Annotated in this window: 22 protein-coding genes; 14 read left to right on the top strand and 8 right to left on the bottom strand. The window is 62.8% G+C overall.

Annotation, left to right across the window (positions count from 1 at the left end):
* Positions 1–87 precede the first annotated feature (87 nt).
* A complete protein-coding gene (locus tag P6U23_RS21500; protein ID WP_407174599.1) occupies positions 88–354 on the top strand; it encodes a hypothetical protein in 267 nt (88 codons plus the stop codon).
* A 73-nt stretch (positions 355–427) separates the two neighbouring features.
* Here the strand turns inward: P6U23_RS21500 and P6U23_RS21495 are convergent, their stop codons facing one another.
* Positions 428–1,243, bottom strand: coding sequence for a lytic transglycosylase domain-containing protein (locus P6U23_RS21495; RefSeq protein ID WP_407174598.1), 816 nt, complete (start codon positions 1,241–1,243; stop codon positions 428–430).
* A 205-nt stretch (positions 1,244–1,448) separates the two neighbouring features.
* Positions 1,449–2,360, bottom strand: coding sequence for a DUF2189 domain-containing protein (locus P6U23_RS21490; RefSeq protein WP_407181535.1), 912 nt, complete (start codon positions 2,358–2,360; stop codon positions 1,449–1,451).
* A 377-nt stretch (positions 2,361–2,737) separates the two neighbouring features.
* Here P6U23_RS21490 and P6U23_RS21485 point away from each other — a divergent pair, with 377 nt between their 5' ends.
* The gene (locus P6U23_RS21485; RefSeq protein ID WP_407181534.1) at positions 2,738–3,151 is read left to right on the top strand and encodes a DUF3597 domain-containing protein; all 414 of its coding nucleotides are present in this window, start codon (positions 2,738–2,740) and stop codon (positions 3,149–3,151) included.
* A 73-nt stretch (positions 3,152–3,224) separates the two neighbouring features.
* Here P6U23_RS21485 and P6U23_RS21480 read toward each other — a convergent pair whose 3' ends face one another.
* A complete protein-coding gene (locus P6U23_RS21480) occupies positions 3,225–3,500 on the bottom strand; it encodes a GNAT family N-acetyltransferase (protein ID WP_407174597.1) in 276 nt (91 codons plus the stop codon).
* A gap of 286 nt (positions 3,501–3,786) precedes the next feature.
* On the opposite strand from P6U23_RS21480, the gene P6U23_RS21475 reads away from it, so the two are divergent.
* The 7 genes from P6U23_RS21475 to P6U23_RS21445 all read left to right on the top strand — a co-directional run bounded on the left by P6U23_RS21475 (position 3,787) and on the right by P6U23_RS21445 (position 10,079).
* On the top strand, positions 3,787–3,987 hold the full coding sequence (locus P6U23_RS21475) for a hypothetical protein (RefSeq protein WP_407174596.1): 201 nt from the start codon (positions 3,787–3,789) through the stop codon (positions 3,985–3,987).
* Complete coding sequence (locus P6U23_RS21470) at positions 3,984–5,678, top strand: acyl-CoA synthetase (RefSeq protein ID WP_407174595.1); 1,695 nt, start codon at positions 3,984–3,986, stop codon at positions 5,676–5,678. Before P6U23_RS21475 ends, P6U23_RS21470 begins: the two co-directional genes overlap by 4 nt.
* A gap of 12 nt (positions 5,679–5,690) precedes the next feature.
* Complete coding sequence (locus tag P6U23_RS21465; RefSeq protein WP_407174594.1) at positions 5,691–6,551, top strand: PCC domain-containing protein; 861 nt, start codon at positions 5,691–5,693, stop codon at positions 6,549–6,551.
* Between the two features lie 111 nt (positions 6,552–6,662).
* Positions 6,663–7,418, top strand: coding sequence for an AAA family ATPase (locus P6U23_RS21460; RefSeq protein ID WP_407174593.1), 756 nt, complete (start codon positions 6,663–6,665; stop codon positions 7,416–7,418).
* Positions 7,419–7,460: 42 nt separating this feature from the next.
* Positions 7,461–8,237, top strand: a complete 777-nt coding sequence (locus P6U23_RS21455; RefSeq protein ID WP_407174592.1) for an AAA family ATPase — start codon at positions 7,461–7,463, stop codon at positions 8,235–8,237.
* 364 nt (positions 8,238–8,601) lie between these two features.
* A complete protein-coding gene (locus P6U23_RS21450) occupies positions 8,602–9,144 on the top strand; it encodes an SRPBCC family protein (protein WP_407174591.1) in 543 nt (180 codons plus the stop codon).
* A gap of 2 nt (positions 9,145–9,146) precedes the next feature.
* The gene (locus tag P6U23_RS21445) at positions 9,147–10,079 is read left to right on the top strand and encodes a YncE family protein (protein ID WP_407174590.1); all 933 of its coding nucleotides are present in this window, start codon (positions 9,147–9,149) and stop codon (positions 10,077–10,079) included.
* Positions 10,080–10,095: 16 nt separating this feature from the next.
* Here the strand turns inward: P6U23_RS21445 and P6U23_RS21440 are convergent, their stop codons facing one another.
* Positions 10,096–10,737: an HAD-IA family hydrolase gene (locus tag P6U23_RS21440; protein WP_407174589.1), complete on the bottom strand. Its 642-nt coding sequence runs from the start codon at positions 10,735–10,737 to the stop codon at positions 10,096–10,098.
* 159 nt (positions 10,738–10,896) lie between these two features.
* Here P6U23_RS21440 and P6U23_RS21435 point away from each other — a divergent pair, with 159 nt between their 5' ends.
* Positions 10,897–11,646 (top strand): dienelactone hydrolase family protein, encoded by a 750-nt coding sequence (locus tag P6U23_RS21435; protein WP_407174588.1) that lies wholly within the window; start codon positions 10,897–10,899, stop codon positions 11,644–11,646.
* Between the two features lie 10 nt (positions 11,647–11,656).
* Complete coding sequence (locus P6U23_RS21430; RefSeq protein WP_407174587.1) at positions 11,657–11,962, top strand: DUF6295 family protein; 306 nt, start codon at positions 11,657–11,659, stop codon at positions 11,960–11,962.
* 109 nt (positions 11,963–12,071) lie between these two features.
* Here the strand turns inward: P6U23_RS21430 and P6U23_RS21425 are convergent, their stop codons facing one another.
* From P6U23_RS21425 to P6U23_RS21410, 4 genes are all read right to left on the bottom strand, one after another.
* The gene (locus P6U23_RS21425; RefSeq protein ID WP_407174586.1) at positions 12,072–12,257 is read right to left on the bottom strand and encodes an HNH endonuclease; all 186 of its coding nucleotides are present in this window, start codon (positions 12,255–12,257) and stop codon (positions 12,072–12,074) included.
* 2 nt (positions 12,258–12,259) lie between these two features.
* Complete coding sequence (gene uvrA / locus P6U23_RS21420; RefSeq protein WP_407174585.1) at positions 12,260–15,229, bottom strand: excinuclease ABC subunit UvrA; 2,970 nt, start codon at positions 15,227–15,229, stop codon at positions 12,260–12,262.
* Between the two features lie 247 nt (positions 15,230–15,476).
* Positions 15,477–16,232 carry an outer membrane protein gene (locus P6U23_RS21415; protein WP_407174584.1) on the bottom strand — a complete coding sequence of 252 codons (756 nt, stop codon included), beginning with the start codon at positions 16,230–16,232 and terminating at the stop codon, positions 15,477–15,479.
* 256 nt (positions 16,233–16,488) lie between these two features.
* Positions 16,489–17,259: an outer membrane protein gene (locus tag P6U23_RS21410; protein ID WP_407174583.1), complete on the bottom strand. Its 771-nt coding sequence runs from the start codon at positions 17,257–17,259 to the stop codon at positions 16,489–16,491.
* Between the two features lie 437 nt (positions 17,260–17,696).
* Here P6U23_RS21410 and P6U23_RS21405 point away from each other — a divergent pair, with 437 nt between their 5' ends.
* The 3 genes from P6U23_RS21405 (at position 17,697) to gyrA (ending at position 21,524) form a co-directional block, all read left to right on the top strand.
* Complete coding sequence (locus P6U23_RS21405) at positions 17,697–18,188, top strand: single-stranded DNA-binding protein (protein ID WP_024507035.1); 492 nt, start codon at positions 17,697–17,699, stop codon at positions 18,186–18,188.
* Between the two features lie 18 nt (positions 18,189–18,206).
* On the top strand, positions 18,207–18,605 hold the full coding sequence (locus P6U23_RS21400) for a DUF2306 domain-containing protein (protein WP_407174582.1): 399 nt from the start codon (positions 18,207–18,209) through the stop codon (positions 18,603–18,605).
* A gap of 171 nt (positions 18,606–18,776) precedes the next feature.
* On the top strand, positions 18,777–21,524 hold the full coding sequence (gyrA, locus tag P6U23_RS21395) for a DNA gyrase subunit A (RefSeq protein WP_407174581.1): 2,748 nt from the start codon (positions 18,777–18,779) through the stop codon (positions 21,522–21,524).
* Positions 21,525–21,625: the final 101 nt, after the last annotated feature.

The following is a 21,625-nucleotide window of genomic DNA, read 5'->3' as shown; positions in this document are numbered from 1 at the left end:
TTCCGAAGTTTGGGAACCATCAGCGAAAAATGATTTCGCGGAATCCGGCAATGTCGCCGGTTCTGTTCTCAAAAAATGGAAAGTAACATGATCAAAAAGTTACTCGGGGCAGCGGTTGTCGCTGCAGTCGCTTTTGCGGTTGTTCCGGTGCAGGCCGCTAAATTGTCCGCAGTCGGTTGCAGTGGGCCGAACTTCGGCAAGACCGAGTCGGCCGTCGAAGCTATGGCCGATGGCGATAGCAAGTGGGTGGCCGAGAAGGAAATCGCGGCTGCTCAGGACTCCATGCTGAACGGCAAGATTGCGGCGTGCGGCGCTCATCTCACCAAGGCCATGCAGGCGACGACGGCTAAGTAAGCCTATTCGCGTAAGGGGCCGGTTGCGTGGCGATCGGCCCAATGCGCGCTGGCAATCTCTTTTGACAAATTTCTCAAGGCGCGTGGGCGAGCTGAGTGGCGAAGTAAGCTACCGTGTGCGCATAAACTTCGCTCTTGTTCCACTGCTGCAACACCGCGAAATTCGGGCTGCCGGGCTCCCAATCCTTGCCGCGCTGCCAGCCATAGCTGGCGAGATAGTTCGCAGTTGACGCGAGGACATCGGGCGCACTGTGCATGAGGTCGCGCCGGCCATTGCCGTCGAAATCGACGGCGAATTTCATCCAGGACGACGGCATGAACTGGGTCTGGCCGATTTCGCCCGCCCATGCCCCGCGCATTTCGGCGGGCGTCAGGTCACCGCGCTCCACGATTCGCAGCGCATCCATCAACTCGGCACGAAATTGGTCGGCGCGACGACAATCATAGGCGAGGGTTGCAAGCGAGCGGATGGTCGGAAATTTGCCGGTGTTGACGCCGAAATCCGTCTCCAGCCCCCAGATCGCCACCAGCACTTCGCCCGGCACGCCGTAACGCTCTTCGATGCGCGACAGCACCGAACCGTATTGCTTCATCATGTTGGAGCCGCGCGCCAGCCGGGGCGGCACCATGCGCCCGGAAAACTCTTCGAAACTTTGGCTGAACACCTTCTGCGAACGGTCGCGCGACAGCACGGCCTGATCGAGCGTTACCCCATTCAGCCCAGCATCGATGGCCGTTTGCGAGATGCCTTTGCCAGCAGCCTCCTTCTTGAAGTCGGCGAGCCAGGCGTCGAAACTGGTGGTGCCACAGGACGCGGCGAGCGCGGATGTTCCGGGCAAGACCAACGCGGCACTCAACACCAGGGCAGTGAGGGCAGTGCGAGCGCGCATCGAAGCTCCTCAGGCAATTTCGATCGGAGGTGAGTAGCGCACCGAAATGTCGGTGGCAACCGCGGCCAAAACAAGGCTTTGGTCATGCGAGGCCTGCTCCGAGGATGGGCAGCGATCCCGGCGTGGCGAACGCAATGCTTGGCTGTTTGCAAACAACACCGCCGGTCGCGCGGCGGCCGGCGGTGTTGTTCACCAGGTTGCGAGCCTACGGGTTGCCGCGACGGCGCCAAGGAAACAGGTTGGCGGGGAAATCGGCGGCCGGTTTCCGCACATGGGGCCGGGGCGGGAGCGGGCGCGCATTTGGATCAATCTCGACCGCCTTGCGATAGAGATGCCAGCTCGCGTGCCCCAAGAGCGGGATGACGACGGCCAGCCCAAGGAAAAATGGCAGCGTTCCCAACACGAGCAGTGCCGCGACGATCAGGCCCCAGGCCGCGACTGACACCGGGTTATGGGCGGTGACGCGGAGGGAGGTAACCATGCCTTCACCGGCGCTGGTGTGACGATCCAATATCAGGGGGAAGGCGACCACGGTGAGGCACAAGGCAATCAGCGCGAACAGGAAGCCGACACCACAGCCGACCACGATCAGCCACCAGCCTTGCGTCGTCGTGAACACGCGCGTGACAAAATCGGAGATACCGGTCACCCCGGCATAGCCGAATGCGGCAACGTAGATCGCCTGCGCGGTCGCAACCCACGTGACGAACCAGGCGAGCAGCATGGCCCCGAGCGCGAGCATGGCACCAAAAGAGGGTGAGCGCACGAGTTCGAGCGCATCCCAGGCGGAAACTTCCTCGCCGCGTTCGCGGCGGCGGCTCAACTCGTATAGAGGAACCGCTGCCAGTGGCCCAAGCAGGGCGAAACCGGCGGCGAGCGGAAACATCAGCGGAATCACCGAATAGCCGAGCACGGCGCGCGCCAGCACCAATCCCAGCACGGGATAGATGATGCAAAGAAAGAGGGCGTGGCTGGGCACCGCCTGAAAATCGTCCCACCCCTCCCGCAACGCCTGGCGCAGATCGGACAGGGTGAGAGACCGGATCGCCGGGCCCGCCGCGCTGTCCTGCGCCGAGCGGACCTGCGAAGACACATTGCCTTGGTAGAACGTGGCCATGGCCGTTAGCTCCCTTGCCGCGGCGGTCACCCCTTGCGTCCGGTCGGGCGCTTGCGGTCGCCGATGGAACGATCGCTGATCTGGCCATGCGCGAACCGGAACAGGCCAGTCGCGAACTCTTGCAAGCGAGCATACTCCCAAACGCCGCGCCGATGACTCACGGCTCAGTGAAAAATTTTCTTTGCCGCAACGCAAACGCGAGCGCGTCATTCCGCCGTCATTTTGCCTCGGGTAAGCTGGATTCGCTTATTGACTGCGTATTGGCGGATCGACTCGACGGAGATAAGCTCTCGTGCACGATGCCGATGCTGACGTCGGCTGACCAGACGGGCGCCTGGAAGCCTTCACACATTGTCTTTTCTCATGGGGACCAAACGATGAGCGTTTTCGGAAAAATCATGAGCGCGATCTTCGGCAACCATGCCGCCGCGACCCCGACCGGCGGCACGGCAGGTAGTGGTGCGACTGCGGGCGGCACCTCGGCCGCGCCGCCGTCAGCGTCAACACAAGCGGCGCCGGCGGCGCCACCGCAAAGCGTCGACGTCGCGGCGATCGTGGACAAGGCTGTGGCGGCGCATCACGAGAAGCTGGAATGGCGCACCTCGATCGTTGACCTGCTGAAGGCGCTCGACATCGATTCCAGCCTTGCCGCGCGGAAGGAGCTCGCAAAGGAATTGGGCTACACCGGCGATACCAATGATTCCGCCAGCATGAACGTGTGGCTGCACAAGCAGGTGATGGCCAAGCTCGTGGCCAATGGCGGCAAGCTGCCGCCCGAGATCAAGCACTGAGCTTCGCAGCGACCGCAATGGCCCGCGCGATCGGTGCGGGTCTTGCTTTCACGTGCAGCGCCAGGATGCGGACCTAGGTTTCCAACAAGTCCTGATACTCCGCGTGCTTGTCGATGTAGGCTTTGACGAAGGGGCATTGCGCAATCACTTTCATTCCCTCGGCGCGCACCTGCTCGAGCGCGCCTTTCACGAGCTTTGATCCGACACCCTGGCCGCCGAGTTCCGGCGGCACTTCGGTGTGGACGAAAGTGATGACGTTGCCCTCGAGCTTGTAATAAGCGTCGGCGCGATGGCCGTCGACAGTGAGCTCGAAGCGGTGTTGGGCCTTGTTGTTAACGACATCGCTCATGCATTCGGCTCGACTTGTTTCGGGTTCTTCACGTCTTTCAGATGATGCGAGACCAGGTTAAGCCTCGAGCAGGGTTGACCGTCGGCGGCGCTCCCTGACGTCGTCATTTTTTCAGTTGCCTGCCTACGGGACGAGATACCAGCGCGCAATGTGGTTCTCCGCTGTGGCAAGCTTATCGTACTCCGAGCCGCCCTTGCTCGCCCTCGCCATCTCACGATAAACAGAGGCGAACATCGATTGTTTCAACGCGGGGCGCAGCCAAGCGCCCCCTGGTGGGGAAACACCCATGAAGCTCGTGCTGACTGCGCTCGGCGTCATTCTCCTGATCGCCGCCGCCGTCTACGTCCTGGTGCCCGCGGACCAGTTGCCGGGCTTCTTTCCCGGACATGAAGCGGGCGGAATGCGGGTGCATGTCAAACATGGCATTGTCTCCGGCGTGATCGGCATCATCCTGATCGCGGCCGGCGCATGGATGGGACGGAAATGAGTGAGAGCACGTCAGAGACCACCCCAGGCGAACGGTTGCGGATGTCGCGCCGGGTGATGAACCTTGCGCACATGCTGACCCAGAATGCGCGCCGGCTTGGTGATCGGGATGGGTTCATATGGGCCGACAAATCCTGGACTTGGCGGGAGATCGACGCGGAAGTATCGGCGCTTGCGGCCGCGCTTGCCGCGCGCGGGATCACCAAGGGCGACCGCATCCTCGTGCATTCCAAGAATTGCGAGGAGATGTTCTGGTCGATGTTCGCGGCCTTCCGTCTCGGTGCGGTCTGGGTGCCCACCAATTTCCGCCTGATGCCGGACGAGGTCGCCTATCTCGCGAGCGCCTCGGGCGCGAAGGTATTTTTGTGCCATGGCGATTTCCCCGATCACGCGGCCGCCGTCTCTGGCCCTGATTTCACCTGGCGGATCGGCCCGGAAGCCGGTTTCGGTGAGCGTTCGCTGCGCGAGGCGATTGCCGCGCATGCCGGCGCCGCCGTGCCGAACGCCGTGGTCGAGCACGACGATCCCTGCTGGTTCTTCTTTACGTCCGGCACGACCGGCCGTTCCAAGGCGGCGGTGCTGACCCATGGCCAGATGGGGTTTGTCGTCACCAACCATCTTGCCGATCTCACGCCCGGCACGACGGAAGCCGACGCCTCGCTGGTTGTCGCGCCACTCTCGCATGGCGCCGGCGTGCATCAATTGATGCAGACCGCGCGCGGCGTGCCGACGATTTTGCTGCCGACCGAACGCTTCGACATCGCGGAAGCCTTTCGGCTGATCCAGGCGCGTCGGGTGAGCAATCTCTTCACCGTGCCGACGATCTTGAAGATGATGGTCGAGCATCCGGCAGTCGACCAATATGATCATTCGTCATTGCGCTATGTGATCTACGCCGGTGCGCCGATGTACCGGGAGGACCAGAAGGCCGCACTGAAGAAGCTCGGGAAGGTGCTGGTCCAGTATTTCGGGCTCGGCGAGGTCACCGGCAACATCACGGTGCTGCCGACCGCGCTGCATTTCGAGGACGACGGGCCGCATGCGAAGATCGGCAGTTGCGGTTATGAGCGCACGGGCATGCAGGTCTCGATCCAGGACGATCAGGGGCGCGAGCTCAAGGCCTTCGAGACCGGGGAGATCTGCGTCATCGGTCCGGCGGTGTTCGCGGGCTACTACAACAATCCCGAAGCCAATGCGAAAGCGTTCCGCGACGGCTGGTTTCGCACTGGCGATCTCGGCCATATGGACGAGGAGGGGTTCGTCTACATCACCGGCCGCGCCTCCGACATGTACATCTCCGGCGGCTCCAACATCTATCCACGCGAGATCGAGGAGAAGATTCTCACCCATCCTGCGGTGGGCGAGGTCGCCGTGCTCGGCGTGCCGGATCCAGTCTGGGGCGAGATTGGCGTTGCCGTCTGCGTGCTGCGCGAGGGCGCACAGCCGGTGAGCGAGGCCGAGATGGCGGCGTTTCTCGCGCAGAAGGTGCCGCGCTACAAGATGCCCAAGCGCTTCTTCTTCTGGGATGCCTTGCCGAAATCGGGCTACGGCAAGATCCCGAAGCGGATGGTGCGCGACGAGCTGGAGGCGCGCGGGCTGCTTGATGTTAGCAAAGCGTTTTCGAGCGAAGTGGGCACCGGTTCGCGTGAAGAAAACGCGTCCAAATCAAAACCAAAGAGCCAAGCAAGCTGACGCGGACGAGCCATGCGCGAGGTCAAACAGCCAGGCCCGCCGAACCCCGAACGCATCCAGTGGGTCGAAGTGCGCGGCCGCGGCTTTGCCTTCACGCTTGAAGCCGGCATTCCGCTGCTGGAGGCCGGGCGTCGGGCCTTCGCGGCAAAGGGTTTTGCGGGCGGCGCGCTGAACATCAGGGGCGGGGCGCTCGGCCCGTTCGCCTACGTCATGCCGGCGCTGTCCAAGACCGGCGAGAACGCTGCATTCTACAGCGAGACTTTCCGCCCGGAGGGCCAGGTCTGGCTCAAGCACGCGACCATGACCTTCGGCGAGCGCGACGGCGCACCGTTCTTCCATTGTCACGGTATGTGGCTCGAAGCTCATGGCCGTGTGAATGGCGGCCACATCCTGCCCGAAGAGACCATCGTTGCCGAATCGTTCGAGGTGGAAGCCTTCGGGATCAACGGCGCCGTGTTCAAGGCCGAGCCCGACCCGGAGACCAATTTCAAATTGTTTGGTCCGGTCCCGAGCGAGGCGAAGGGAGTAGACGCAATCACACGCGCGTTCGCGCTGCGGCTGCGCCCCAACCAGGATTTTGCCGGCAGCTTGGAAGCCTTCTGCCGCGCGCATGGCATTACTGCGGCCCGAATTCGCGGCGGGGTCGGCTCGACCATCGGGGCGCGGTTTGCCGATGGCCGCGTTGTTGAGCCGTTTGCGACCGAGCTGACGGTGACCTCGGGCTCCATTGGTCCCGCAGCCGATGGCACGCTGGAGGCTCAGCTTGATGTGGCGCTGGTCGACTATACGGGAGGCCTTGCGGAAGGGCGGTTGGTCCGCGGCGACAACCCGATCCTGATGACTATGGAGCTGGTGCTGGAGGCGGTGGGATAGGCGGCCAAGTCTATGGCCGCCGGAATTGGCTGACGAATGTTCTTGTTACGTTCACGGGAATGTGCCACAAGCTCGGGCTGAGCATTGCGAATGCGTGGGGGCTTTGAGTTCATGAGTTCGAGGAAGCAGCGCGACACCAATCTGCCGGCGCCCTATCTGAAGCGGCTTTGGCTTGATCCGGCGTCCATTCCTGATCGCGAGGCCTATCCGTTCTGTCTTCCCTTCCTGCACGACGACTTCGAGATCCGCTTCGACCGCGCCATTACCATTATCGTGGGGGAGAACGGGGCCGGTAAATCCACGCTGCTCGAGGGTATCGCGGAGCTGGCTGGCTATGATGGTGCGGGTGGCGGTAAGGGATACAGTACGGTCGACCATTCCAATGCTCTTGAAGTGATGGGCGGTGATTTGTCGGAGGCACTTCGTGCCGCCTGGCTGCCGAAGGTCACCAAGGGCTGGTTCTTCCGCGCCGAGACGTTTTTCTCCGTAGCCAGATATCTGGACGCCGTCAGTGCAGAGCCGCCTGATTTTCTGTCGTATTCTCACGGGGAAGGTTTTCTGCGCTTCTTCAATGAGCGCTGCCAGCGCCAGGGCATCTACATCTTCGATGAACCGGAGTCGGCGCTGTCGCCGGCGCGCCAGATGGAGTTCTTGAAGCTGATGCAGCGCATGGACGAGTCAGGTCGTTGCCAGATCATCATGGCCACGCATTCGCCGATGCTGATGGCCTATCCCAATGCGAGGCTGCTGCGCCTCTCGAAATACGGGCTCGAGCCCGTGATGGTGCGGCAGACGGACCATTTCAAGGTGATGCGCGAGTTCTGCGAGGATCCGACGGGCTTCGTCGAGGCTGCGCTGGCGGAATGAAATCGAGTTTGCGCAGGCACTGATCATCTGGATTGGGGAAGCATGGGCTGGCGACCGAAAAAGCGCGACATCCGGATGCCGGCGCCTTATCTCAGGCGGCTCTGGCTCGACGTCTCGCGCATTTCCGATCGCGAGGCCTATCCGTTTTGTCTGCCCTTTCTGCGTGACGAATTCGAGCTCCGATTCGAACGCGCCATCACCATCATCGTCGGCGAAAACGGGACCGGCAAATCGACGCTGCTTGAGGGCATCGCGGCGCTCGCGGGCTACGATGAAGCGGGCGGGGGCAAGGGCTACATGCCGGTCGATCATTCCAATGCGATCGAAGTCATGGGCGGCGAACTCTCCGATGCGCTTCGCGCGAGTTGGCTGCCGAAAATCACCAATGGCTGGTTCTTTCGCGCCGAGAGTTTTTTCTCGGTCGCGCGATATTTGGATAAGGCAGCTCTCGAGGACCCATTTAACCCGCCGCCGCCCGACTTCCTCTCGCATTCGCACGGCGAGGGCTTCTTGCGCTTCTTCAACGAGCGCTGCCAGCGGCAGGGCATCTTCATTTTTGACGAGCCGGAGTCGGCGCTGTCGCCATCTCGCCAGATCGAGTTTCTGAAGCTGCTGCGGCGGATGGACGACATTGGCCATTGCCAGGTGATCATGGCCACACACTCGCCGGTTCTGATGGCCTATCCGAACGCGACCCTGTTGCGCCTCACCAAGCACGGGCTGGAGCCGACCACGCTCGAGCAGACTGATCACTACAAGGCCATGCGCGAATTCTGCGAGGACCCCAAGGGATTTGTGGAAGCCGTGCTTGCGGAGTGAGCGCGCGGATAGGGGCGTCTTCAAACAGGCCAACAGCATCGTCGTCCTGGCGAAAGCCAGGAGCTCTCACCGCAGGCCTTTGTTGTTACGAATGTTCGTCTACCATCCGGGCCTCAACGCAGATTCCGCGGTATGGGTCGCGGCTTTCGCCGGGACGATGTATTGAAGCTTCCTGATTCAAGTTTCAAACGGCAAATCGCCCGTCATCGTCCGGCTCGACCGTATCTCTGCCGCTCATGCGGGCTACGCTCGTCAGTCTGCGATTGCCTTAAAAAAACCGGTACCCTCCTTTCCCGCTCGTGCTCTAGGATGGACCGCCACGCATCATTTGCGTGGACCAACAAAAGCTGTGAGGACACGACATATGAGGGTAACGATCGCGACGGTCGCGGCTGCGCTGGGGGTGCTGGCCGTGCTGGGGACCGCCTGGGCCCATGGGCCGACCCGCCGGAAGGTGAACGAATCGATCGAGATCAATGCACCGCCTGCGAAGGTGTGGGCGGTGATTGGCAATTTTCAGGACATGAACTGGTTGCAGCCGGTCAGCAAGACCGAGGGTGACAAGGGTAACGAGATCGGCGCCACGCGGCGGCTGACGCTGTCCACCGGCGCGACCATCGACGAGGAGCTCTACAAGTATGATGCCGAGAAGATGACCTACTCGTACCGCATTACCACGGTCGACGTGAAGGTGCTGCCGGTCACCAACTACTCCTCGACCCTGACGGTATCGCCAGGCGCCGACGGCAAGACGACCCTTTTGGAGTGGGCCGGCGCGTTCTATCGCGGCTATCCCAACAACGACCCGCCGCCGGAGCTGAACGACGAGGCTGCGATGAAGGCGGTGAGCGGGCTGTATCGCACGGGCCTGGAGGCGCTGAAAAAGAAGATCGAGAGCGGAAGCTGATCGTGCGGGCCATCGTTCTGGCGGCGGTGGTCGCCAGCATCAGTCCGGCTTCCGCCGAGGAGGCCTTTGTCACCAATCAGCTCAGTGACAACCTCACGGTCGTGGACCTCGGAACATCGCAGCCGATCGCGACCATTGCGATCGGCGGCAAGCCGGCGGGTATTGCGGTCACGCCGGACGGACGCTTCGCCTACGTGACCAGTCCCGACAGCAAGGTCTTGACGGTGATCGACGCCGCAGCACGTCGTGTGATCGGCCGGATCGAGGTCGGTGGCGGTCCGCTTGGCGTGGCGGCCGCTCCGAACGGCGCCACGGTCTATGTGGCCGACTGGTATGCCGCGGCCGTGCGCGTCGTCGATCCCGAGGGCCAGCGGGTTGCTGCGAGCATCGCGGTCGGCGCCTCCCCATCCGGGCTTGCGGTGACGCCCGACGGGCGGCTTCTGCTCTCTGCGGACCGGGATGATGACAGCGTCTCGATCATCGACACCGCGACGCGGGAACGGCGGGCTGTCGTTAAGGTCGGGACGCGCCCGTTCGGCGTCACCATCGATGCGGAAGGCGGGCGGGCCTATGCGGCGAATGTCGGATCCAACGACGTATCGGTGATCGATATCGCCGAAGCGCGCGAGATCGGTCGCGTGAAGGTCGGGCTGCGTCCCTATGCGGTGGCGCTGGCGGCCGGACGCGGCTTCGTGACCGACCAATATGACGGCACGGTCAGTGTGTTCGATCTGACCGCTCTGGCGCCGATCAAGCGCATCAGCGTGGGCGACTATCCCGAAGGCATCGCCGCAACCGCGGACGCGCGGCGCATCGTCGTGGCGAACTGGGAGAGCAATACGCTCAGCATCATCGATGCGGCCGAGCTGAAGGTGACGGCGGAGATCAAGGTTGGCGACGGACCGCGGGCGTTCGGGGCTTTTCTGCGGCGGTAGGATGCGGGTTGCCGCGCTATTGCGTCCCACGCGCAGCGCCCAATTCGCGCGCAATGTCCTCCATGCGCTCGAACGTCAGGTCGGGCGCAAGAGCACGCAGTGCCTTCGGCGCGGCAAACCCCCAGAGAACAGCGCCGCAGGCGATGCCTGCGGCGCGGGCGGCTTCGATGTCGCGAATTTCGTCGCCGATCGCGATCACCTGCGACGGCTTGACGCCGGCCCGTCCCATCACCCGCCGAAACTTGGCGGCCTTGCCGAAAATCGAGGCACCGCAATCGAAATGCGAAAACAGCGCGGCAGCTTGGCCGAGCTGGGTGCGCGCATTTGCTTCGCTGTCCGAACTGACCAGCGCAAGGCGGAAGCCGCCCTCCGCGAGATTGCGCAGCATCAGCTCCGCGCCGTCAAATAGCGGGATGTCGGCGATATGCAGCCCCTTCAGCCGCCGCATGTGGCGAGCGATCAGGGGCAGCTTCCAGAGCGGGACCTGGAGATGATCGAGGATTTCGCGCGAGCCGGCGTGGCGCAGCGACTCCACGTCTTCGTCCGCAACGCGACGGAAGCCGTAGCGGTCGGCGAATCCGTTCACATGGCGCCGAAACCACGGAAAGCTGTCGGCCAGCGTGCCGTCGAGATCGAATATGACAAAGGAATAGGGCATGAAATGCGAGCAGGGCAGAGATACATGGCAAACGTACAATGCGCCTTTTATAAGAAAGGCGGTGGAGTAGACTGTTCCGTCTTTCACACTTTCCGTACAACCGATACGGGCAGGTGACCTGCAATGCCGATCAACGGCTAACGCGGCTGGAGCAAGACGATGTCATTTTACCGAGGCATGACCTGCGAAAACGTTACGATCAAAGGCGACAAGGGGACGCCGATTACCGCCTATGTCGCAAAACCGTCCGGCGCCGGACCGTTTCCGGGCGTGGTGTTGGTCCACCACATGCCAGGCTGGAGCGAGTTTTACATCGAGACGACACGGCGCTTCGCGCATCACGGCTATCTCGCGATCTGTGCCAATCTCTATCAACGCGCGGGCGATGGCAATCCGGACGACGTCGCCGCCAAGGTGCGTGCCGAGGGCGGTATTCCCGACGCCCAGATGGTGGGCGACACCGAGGCCGCCGTGAAGTGGATGCGCGCGCAAGCAAATCACAACGGCAAGGTCGGCCTGTTCGGCTCCTGCTCCGGGGGCCGGCACGCCTTCATCTATGCCTGCCAGCGAAAGGACGTCGACGCCTGCGCCGAGCTGTGGGGCGGCCGCGTAGTGATGGGCAAGGACGAGCTCAACGACAAGACGCCGGTGGCGCCGATCGATATGACCAAGGACCTCTGCTGTCCGCTGATCGGCATCTTCGGCAACGACGATCGCGCACCGAGCCCGGAGCAGGTGAACCAGCACGAGGCAGAGCTGAAGAAGCTCGGTAAGACTTACGAATTCCATCGCTACGACGGTGCGGGTCACGGCTTTTTCTATTGGCACCGGCCGCTGTACCGGGTGGAGCAGTGCATGGATGCCTGGAGCAAGGTCTTCGGCTTCTTCGGCAAGCATCTGGCGAAGTGAGGAGGTTGCTATGTGCACGTCCATCATCGAGATCGCGGCTGCCTGTGGCATGGCCAAGCGCGGCGACGAATGGTTCCCGCTCACGCACAGCGTGGTCGCCTACGACCACGCCCGTCACGCGCCGGAGGGCGACGTGATCACGCTCGACTTCATCAACACGAGCCTGGAGCCCGGCGCGCGCGCCGGGCTCGAACTGACGCTGGAGACCGCGAAGGAGCTGCGCGCCGCGCTGGATCGGGCCATTGTCGCTGCGGAATTCGAGGAGGCGGAGGTGCGGGGGAAGGGGGTGGTGACGGGGATTGAGCGGGCGGCGTAACGGGATCGTAGGGTGGGTTGAGCGTTAGCGAAACCCACCATCTTTGCGCGGCGGCGCGATGGGTTTCGCTGCGCTCTACCTATCGTACGGGTGGCGAATTTCTATCGTGTCAGGGCACGTATTCGTCACTCTTGTCGCGATTGCAATCAAAGCATGTAAGCCGGATGTTGTGCTCCTCAGAACTGCCGACCTTTGCGATCGGTATGATGTGGTCAAATTCGACTTCACCGTCCTTCAGATGCCTGCCACAGTGTTGACAGGCGTGGACATCTTGCCGCCTTCCCCGCTTTGGCACGATTACTCCGCCGCCTCGCTCGCCCCACCCGCCTTCCGCGGCTTGTTCGCCTTCGCGAGCACCGGGGCCAAAAACTGCCCCGTATAGCTCCGCGGTGCCTTGACGATATCTTCCGGCGGGCCCCAGGCGACGATTTCGCCGCCGCCGTCGCCGCCTTCGGGGCCGAGGTCGATCACCCAATCGGCGGTTTTGATGACTTCGAGATTGTGCTCGATGACCACGACCGTGTTGCCTTGCGCGACCAGTTCGTGCAGCACTTCGAGCAGCTTCTTGACGTCGTGGAAGTGCAGGCCCGTGGTCGGCTCGTCCAGAATGTAGAGCGTGCGGCCCGTCGCGCGCTTGGAGAGTTCTTTCGCGAGCTTGACGCGTTGGGCCTCACCGCCTGAGAGCGTGGTGGCCTGCTGGCCGACATGGATGTAGTCGAGGCCGACGCGGTGCAGGGTCCGGAAGGTGTCGCGCACGCGCGGGACCGCCTTGAAGAACTCGGCGGCTTCTTCAACGGTCATGTCAAGCACGTCGGCAATCGACTTGCCCTTGAACAGCACCTCCAGCGTCTCGCGGTTGTAGCGCTTGCCCTTGCAGACGTCACAGGTGACGTAGACGTCGGGCAAAAAGTGCATCTCGATCTTGATGACGCCGTCGCCTTGGCAGGCCTCGCAGCGGCCGCCCTTGACGTTGAAGGAGAAGCGCCCGGGCTCATAACCGCGCGCCTTCGCCTCGGGTAGGCCGGCAAACCATTCGCGGATCGGCGTGAAGGCGCCGGTATAGGTTGCGGGGTTGGAGCGCGGCGTGCGGCCGATCGGCGACTGGTCTATGTCGATGATCTTGTCGATATGCTCCAGCCCCTCGATGCGGTCGTGCGGCGCAGCGCCCTCGCTCGCATTGTTGAGCTTGCGGGCGATCGCCTTGTAGAGCGTGTCGATCAAAAGCGTCGACTTGCCGCCGCCGGAAACGCCGGTGATGCAGGTGAACAGCCCCAGCGGAATCTCCGCGGTGACGTTCTTCAAATTGTTGCCGCGCGCGTTCACCACCTTGATGGTGCGGCGATGGTTGGGCGGCCGCCGCTCCGGCACTGCCACGAACTGTTCGCCGGTGAGATATTTGCCGGTCAGCGACTTCGGATTGCGCATGATCTCAGCCGGCGTGCCTTGTGCGACGATGTTGCCGCCATGCATGCCGGCGCCCGGGCCGATGTCGAGCACGTGGTCCGCGAGGCGGATGGCGTCCTCGTCATGCTCGACCACGATCACGGTGTTGCCGAGGTCGCGCAGGCGTTTCAGCGTATCGAGCAGGCGCGCATTGTCGCGCTGGTGCAGCCCGATCGAGGGCTCGTCCAGCACATAGAGCACGCCTGTCAGCCCCGAACCGATCTGTGAGGCCAGCCGAATGCGCTGGCTTTCGCCGCCGGACAGCGTGCCGGAGGAGCGCGACAGCGTCAGGTAATTGAGGCCGACGTCGATCAGAAACGTGAGGCGTTCACGGATCTCCTTCAGGACGCGCGTGGCGATCTCGTTTTGCTGCGCGTTCAGCGCGGCCGGCACGTCCTCGAACCATTCGGCAGCGCGCTTGACCGAGAACTCGGAGATCTCGCCGATATGCTTGCCGCCAACCTTGACGCACAAAGCCTCGGGCTTCAGGCGATAGCCATTGCAGGCTTCACACGGCACATCGGCAAAATACTTTGCCAGCTCTTCGCGCGCCCACTCGCTCTCGGTCTCGCGATAGCGGCGGTTGATGTTGGTGATCACGCCCTCGAACGGCTTCTTGGTGTCGTAGGAGCGCACGCCGTCCTCGTAGGAGAATTTGATCTCGTCGTCGCCGGAGCCGTGCAGCAGCGCGTTCTGCACCTTCTTCGGCAGCTCCTTCCACTTGGTGTCGAGCGTGAACTTGTAGTGCTTGCCGAGCGCGGTCAGCGTCTGGATGTAATAGGGCGAAGACGATTTGGCCCAGGGCGCGATCGCGCCCTTGCGAAGCGTGAGCTCCTTGTCCGGGATCACGAGGTCTTCGTCGACGTGCTGCTCGACACCGAGCCCGCCGCAGGCCGGGCAGGCGCCATAGGGGTTGTTGAAGGAGAACAGCCGCGGCTCGATCTCGGGAATGGTGAAGCCGGAAACGGGGCAGGCGAACTTTTCCGAGAACAGGATGCGCTCGGGCCCGCTCTTGTCGTGGATCTTTGCGGTCTTCTTCTTCTCTTCGACCGGCGCCGCCGGCGCGTCGGCATATTCGATGACCGCGAGGCCTTCGGCGAGCTTCAGCGCGGTTTCAAAGCTCTCCGCGAGGCGCTGGCCGATGTCGGGGCGCACCACGATGCGGTCGACCACGACGTCGATGTCGTGCGGGAATTTCTTATCCAGGTTCGGCGCCTCGGCGAGCTCATAGAAGGTGCCGTCGATCTTGACGCGCTGGAAACCCTTTTTGAGGTATTCGGCGAGTTCCTTCTTGTACTCGCCCTTGCGGCCACGCACGACCGGCGCGAGCAGATAGAGCCGCGTGCCCTCCGGCAGCGCCAGCACGCGGTCGACCATTTGCGATACGGTCTGGCTTTCGATCGGCAGGCCGGTGGCCGGCGAATAGGGCACGCCGACGCGCGCCCAGAGCAGGCGCATGTAGTCGTAGATCTCCGTGACGGTGCCGACGGTGGAGCGCGGATTCTTCGAGGTGGTCTTCTGTTCGATCGAGATCGCAGGCGACAGGCCGTCGATCTGGTCGACGTCGGGCTTCTGCATCATCTCCAGGAATTGCCGCGCATAGGCCGACAGCGATTCCACGTAGCGGCGCTGGCCCTCGGCATAGATGGTGTCGAACGCGAGGGAGGATTTGCCGGAGCCGGAGAGGCCGGTGAACACGACGAGCTTGTCGCGCGGGATCTCGACGTCGATGTTTTTCAGGTTGTGCTCGCGCGCGCCGCGGATGGTGATTGCGCGTAAGGAGCTCGCATTCTGTTGCCGTCGCGCTTTGAGGATTTCATCCATGGTGGCAATTCCGGGCGCGTGAGCAGCGCAGGTTCAAGGCGCGCCTCGCTGCGTGAGCCGAGATCTGACGCCGATGGGTGAAGCTCGGAACATAGGAAGAACGACAAGGAATTTCCAGTGCCGTGTGCAGACCATCAACGGTTTCCACGTTTCCGTAAAGGGCAATGGCGGCAGCCGGCAGCAGGAACGCGCGCAAACAAAAAGGCCGGCGCGTGGCCGGCCTTTCCCATTCAGAAGCTTGCGAGGATCAGTAGCGCGCGACCACCGGACCGCCGAAGGTGTAGTTCACGCGGACCGTGCCCATGTCGACATCCTGCTTGATGCTGTCGGTGCGGGTGTTGATACCAAGGAGCACGGGCGAATTGAAGTTGATGCTGCTGCTGCCCATGAACAGGTGGTTGTATTCGACGCCAACGGACCAGCCCGGCGCGAAGCCAATCTCGATGCCGGTTCCGACAGCGCCGCCCCAGCGGGTCTCGCTGGCCTGATCGAACACAACGCCGCCCGACAGGCCGTTGTACTTGTTGTTGGTCACGGCAGCGCCGCCCTTCACGTACCAGAGCACGTTGTTCCAGGCATAGCCGACCTGACCGGTGAAGAGGCCAATCGCATCGATCTTGGTCTGGTTGACCAGGGGCGCAAAAGCAGCGGGCGAACTCACATTCGATCCCTTCAGGTCCGCCCAGTCGCCCTGAGCTTCCACGCCGAAGACCCAGCTCGCCGCCTGCCACCGGTAGCCGATCTGACCGCCAACGAGACCGCCGGTCGCATCATGGCAGCCTTCGCGGGTCACGGGCACAGCGACGCCGGCGATGGCGGTCGTGTCCCAGCAATTGTGGCTCGAGGCGCCGCCGCCGTTGATGCCGATGTAGAAGCCGCCCCAATTGTAAACGGGCGCCAGCGCGGGCGCCTTGGTGTAGGGACGCGCAGCCAGGTCCGCCGCAACGGCCGGGGCAATCCCCATAGCCGCCAAACTCACGCCGACCAGCAAAGCCTTTTTCATTTTCTTCTCCAATCCATTTTCTTAAGGCCACCGGCCGCAACCAGCAGCGGAATCAATTGAACCGCAGCAAGCTATAGCGAAGCGGATTGCAAAATGCCGTCACCAAAAAAACGCAGGTGTTTCACAAATGCACAGTGGTTAAGCGCTGGTTGATGAGAATCCGGGCTGGCTCGATCGGACTGTTGCGGACAGGCAACAAAAAGGCCGGCAAAAAGCCGGCCTTTTTAGAGCAATTTAGTCGAACTGTCGGCGAGGATCAGTACCTTCCGACGACAGGACCGCCCCAGCGGTAGTTCACCCGGACGGTTGCCATGTCGACGTCCTGCTTGATGCTATCGGTGCGCGAGAACGCGCCGGCAGGAGCCGTGAGCGTAAAGGTCTGGCGGCCCATGAAGAGATGGTCGTATTCGACGCCAACCGACCAGTTCGGTGCGAAGCCGACCTCAACGCCGGTTCCGATCGCGCCGCCCCAACGGGCCTCGTCAGCCCGGTCGAACACCGTGCCAGTCGCAGTCAGGAGGCCTTGGTACTTATTGTGGGTCACGGCGGCGCCGCCCTTCACGTACCAGAGCACATTGCTCCAGGCGTAGCCGACCTGGCCGGTGATCAAACCGACAGCATCGACCTTGGTCTGGTTCGTGGCGGCAAACCCGAAGATCGGTGAGGCGACGCTGACGTTCGATCCCTTGAAGTCGGCCCAGTCACCCTGGCCCTCGACGCCGAACACCCAGTTGGCCGCCTGCCAGCGATAGCCGATCTGGCCGCCGACCATGCCGCCGCTGGCGTCATGACAGCCTTCCGAAACGGTCGGAACGGTCGCGCCTGCGGGGGTCGCGGTGTTGGTCCAGCAATTGTGGCTCCAGCCACCACCGCCGTTGATGCCGATGTAAAAGCCGCTCCAATCATAGATCGCGGCCACCATCGGGGGAGCCTTGGTGTAGGGCCGTGCGGCAAGATCCGCTGCGCTCGCCGGAGCCGCAGCGCTCAATGCGATCAACCCGACCGCACCCAGCAAAATCCCTTTCATCGTACCGTCCCCGGACCCTACGCTTCCCTAAGTTCCCCAGAAGCGCCCTCAAATAGCAGTCGCGACCGCCCATGCGATCCAAACTCAGCCGGTATATATCCCTATTGAACCGGAAATGCCGTCTCTGAAATGCAACACTCGGTGGAGAACTGCGCAGTGGCTAAGCTAATGGACATCCATGGTTTTTCGGTGCCTTGCGCGGCATGCGGAGGGTGGCTGCCGGCCGTTTGGGGGAAGGCTCTTCGAGAAGGCGGACGCGGACCGCATTGGGGTCCCGTTTCCTGGAACAAAACTGGAACATGGCCTGCGGCGGTGCTATATATGGGGATAAATTCAGGAATGGCCGGGCTTAAGCGCGCTGCAAGCGTATAGGGTCGGCGGCTTAGGGCAGGCCGGTGCCGGCCGAGCCTTCCGATTTTTCAGCGTGGAGAGTGGCGATGGCGGGAAGCGTGAACAAGGTGATCCTGGTCGGAAATCTTGGCAAGGATCCGGAGATTCGGCGGACCCAGGATGGCCGGCCGATCGCCAATTTGAGCGTAGCGACCTCGGAGACCTGGCGCGACCGGGCGACCGGCGAGCGCAAGGAAAAGACCGAGTGGCACCGGGTGGTGATCTTCAACGAAGGGCTTGCCAAGGTTGCCGAGCAATATCTGAAGAAAGGCGCCAAGGTTTACGTCGAGGGGCAACTGCAGACGCGCAAATGGACCGACCAGAGCGGCGCCGAGAAATACACCACCGAAGTCGTGCTGCAGGGCTTCAATTCCAACCTGACCATGCTTGATGGCCGCGGCGGCGGCGGAAGCTTTGGCGCCGACGATACGGGTGGCGATTTCGGAGCGATCGGACCGTCGTCCTCTGGTCCTGCGCCGCGTCGCGCCGTGCCGGCCGGCGCCCGCAACAGCGACATGGATGACGACATCCCGTTCTGAGCGCCGCATGAGGCTTGATTGAGTCTTGCGCCACTGCTCGAGGCCGCGCCTGCGATCCCGCTTCACGCGTCGGCGGCGATGGCGGCCTTCGTGCTCGGCGTGGTGCAGCTTGCGGCGCCCAAGGGCACCTTGCCGCATCGGACCTTGGGATGGATCTGGGTGGCGCTGATGGGGATGGTTGCGATCAGCTCGTTCTGGATTCACGAGCTTCGCTTGCGCGGCCCCTTCAGCCCGATCCACTTGCTCTCGATCTTCACGCTCGCCGTGCTTCCGTTTGCGGTCTGGAAGGCCCGCCGTCATGAGGTCGGGGCGCATCGCAGGTCGATGATCATGCTGTTTTCGGGCGCGCTGGTCGTCGCCGGCCTGTTCACGCTTCTGCCCGGGCGCATCATGCATCAGGTGGTGTTCGGCCCCTGAAACGAGGCGCCAGGAAAAGCCCGGCTGCGGGTCGTCGATGAGGGGGCCTGATCGCCCCGTAAGTAACTGGAAAAACGAAGAGAAAAACGATCCTCTCGGGTCGGTTGGGGGTGGTGAAAACTGCCCCCATGCGCTATATGATTCTTAGCTAAAGACTGACCGGATTTCCCCTTGTCTGAACCTGAAGATAACAAGCCCGGCGAGCCGTCGGGACCTTCCGACATTCGTCCCGTTTCCATTCTCGATGAGATGAAACGCTCCTACCTCGATTACGCCATGAGCGTAATCGTGGCGCGTGCGCTGCCCGATGCGCGCGACGGGTTGAAGCCGGTGCATCGCCGCATCCTCTACTCGATGTACGAGCAGGGGCACACGCCGGAAAAGAAATACGTCAAATCCGCGCGCGTCGTCGGCGACGTCATCGGTAAATATCACCCACACGGCGACCAATCGATTTACGACGCGATGGTCCGCATGGCGCAGGATTTTTCCATGCGCGTGCCGTTGATCGATGGCCAGGGCAACTTCGGTTCGGTCGACGGTGATCCGCCCGCGGCTTATCGTTACACGGAAGCGCGCCTGGATCGATCCGCCATTCCGCTTCTCGATGACATCGACAAGGACACGGTCGACTTTCAGCCCAACTACGACAACTCGGATAAGGAACCGTCGGTCCTTCCGGCAAAATTTCCGAACCTTCTTGTCAACGGCGCCGGCGGCATCGCCGTCGGCATGGCGACCAATATTCCGCCGCACAATCTCGGCGAAGTGATCGACGCCTGCGTGGCGCTGATCGACAATCCGTCGCTCACGATCGACGAGCTGATCAGCATCATTCCCGGACCGGACTTCCCGACCGGCGGCATCATTCTGGGCCGCCAGGGCATCCGCTCCGCCTATCATCTCGGTCGCGGCTCGATCGTGATGCGGGGCAAGGTGACGATCGACACGATCCGGAAGGATCGCGAGGCGATCATCGTCACGGAGATCCCCTACCAGATCAACAAGGCGACCATGGTCGAGCGCATCGCCGATCTGGTGCGCGAGAAGAAGATCGACGGCATCGCCGACCTGCGCGACGAATCCGACCGCGAGGGCTTTCGTGTCGTGATCGAGCTGAAGCGGGATGCCATGGCCGACGTGGTGTTGAACCAGCTCTACAAGTTCACGCCGCTGCAAACGAGTTTCCCCGCCAATATGTTGGCGCTCGACGGCGGCCGGCCGCAGACGATGAATCTGAAGGACCTGCTGACGGTCTTCGTCAATTTCCGCGAACAGGTGGTGACACGCCGCACCAAATTCCTGCTCGCCAAAGCGCGCGACCGTGCCCACATCCTGGTCGGTCTCGCCATTGCGGTTGCCAACATCGACGAGATCATCCGCGTGATCCGCACGTCGCCAAATCCCGAAGCCGCGCGCGAGACGTTGATGTCGCGCGACTGGCCGGCGCGGGACGTCGAGGCGATGCTCACGCTGATCGACGATCCGCGCCACCGGCTCTCGCCCGACGGTACGATCCGGCTCTCGCTGGAGCAGGCCAGGGCGATCCTCGATTTGCGTCTGCAGCGCCTGACCGCGCTCGGCCGGGAGGAAATCTCGGACGAGTTGGACAAGCTGAAGGCCGAGATCAACGATTATCTCGACATTCTGCGCTCGCGTGCGCGCGTGCAGGCAATCATCAAGACCGAACTCGCCGCGATCAAGGAAGAGTTCGCCACGGCGCGCAAGACAACGATCATCGAGCAGGAAGGCGAGGTCGAAGACGAGGACCTGATCCAGCGCGAGGATATGGTGGTCACGGTTTCGCATGCGGGCTATGCCAAGCGCGTGCCGCTGTCGGCCTATCGCGCGCAGCGCCGCGGCGGCAAAGGCCGGGCCGGCATGCAGACCCGCGAAGAGGATTTCGTCAGCCGCCTGTTCGTAGCCTCGACCCATACGCCGGTGCTGTTCTTCTCCTCACGCGGCCAGGTCTACAAGGAAAAGGTCTGGCGGCTGCCGGTCGCAGCGCCCAACGCGCGCGGTAAGGCGCTGATCAACATCCTGCCCCTGGAGCAGGGCGAGCGCATCACCACGATCATGCCGCTGCCGGAGGATGAATCCTCCTGGGCGCAGTTCGACGTGATGTTCGCCACGACAGGCGGCAATGTCCGGCGCAACAAGCTGTCCGACTTCGTCGACGTGCGCCGTTCCGGCATCATCGCCATGAAGCTCGACGAGGGCGAGGCGATCGTCGACGTGCAGATCTGCACGGAGCGGGACGACGTGCTTCTGACTGCCGCGGGCGGGCAGTGCATCCGCTTCCCGGTCACCGACGTGCGTGTCTTTACCGGCCGCACCTCGATGGGCGTGCGCGGCATCGCGCTGGCCGAGAACGACAAGGTGATCTCGCTCTCCATCCTCCGCCACATGGACGCTGACTCCGAGGAGCGCGCGGCCTATCTGCGCCGCGCCAATGCGGTGCGCCGCGGCGGCGTCGAGGAAGAGGCGGGCGGGGATGCCGAGGACGCCAGCGGCACCATGGAGCTTGGCGAGCAGCGCTACGTCGAGATGTCCGCGGCCGAGCAGTTCGTGCTGACCATCAGCGAGAACGGCTATGGCAAACGGTCCTCGTCGTACGAATACCGCACCACCGGTCGCGGCGGCAAAGGCATCGTCGCGATGTCGGTCAATGAGCGCAACGGCAAGCTCATCGCCTCGTTCCCGGTCGAGGATTCCGACCAGATCATGCTGGTCACCGACAAGGGCCAGCTCATCCGCTGCCCGGTCGAGGACATTCGCATTGCCGGCCGTTCGACCCAGGGCGTGATCGTGTTCGACACCGCCGAGGACGAGCACGTGGTCTCCGTCGAGCACATCCCCGAGGATGCCGAGAACGGCAATGGTAATGGCGGCAATGGAAATGGAAACAACGGGGGGTAGGGGGCTCGCCCCTTCTCCCTGGCAAATTGCGCTCTTTGTAGCGTCAGCCCACCATGAGGATTTACTGACGCGGTAAGACGAGGCTTCGCAGCCACAACGAG

Source organism: Bradyrhizobium sp. STM 3562 (assembly GCF_045571435.1).
GTDB lineage: Bacteria > Pseudomonadota > Alphaproteobacteria > Rhizobiales > Xanthobacteraceae > Bradyrhizobium.
The sequence above is the reverse complement of the archived record's forward strand: the minus strand, read 5'-3'. Positions and strand labels throughout refer to the sequence as shown.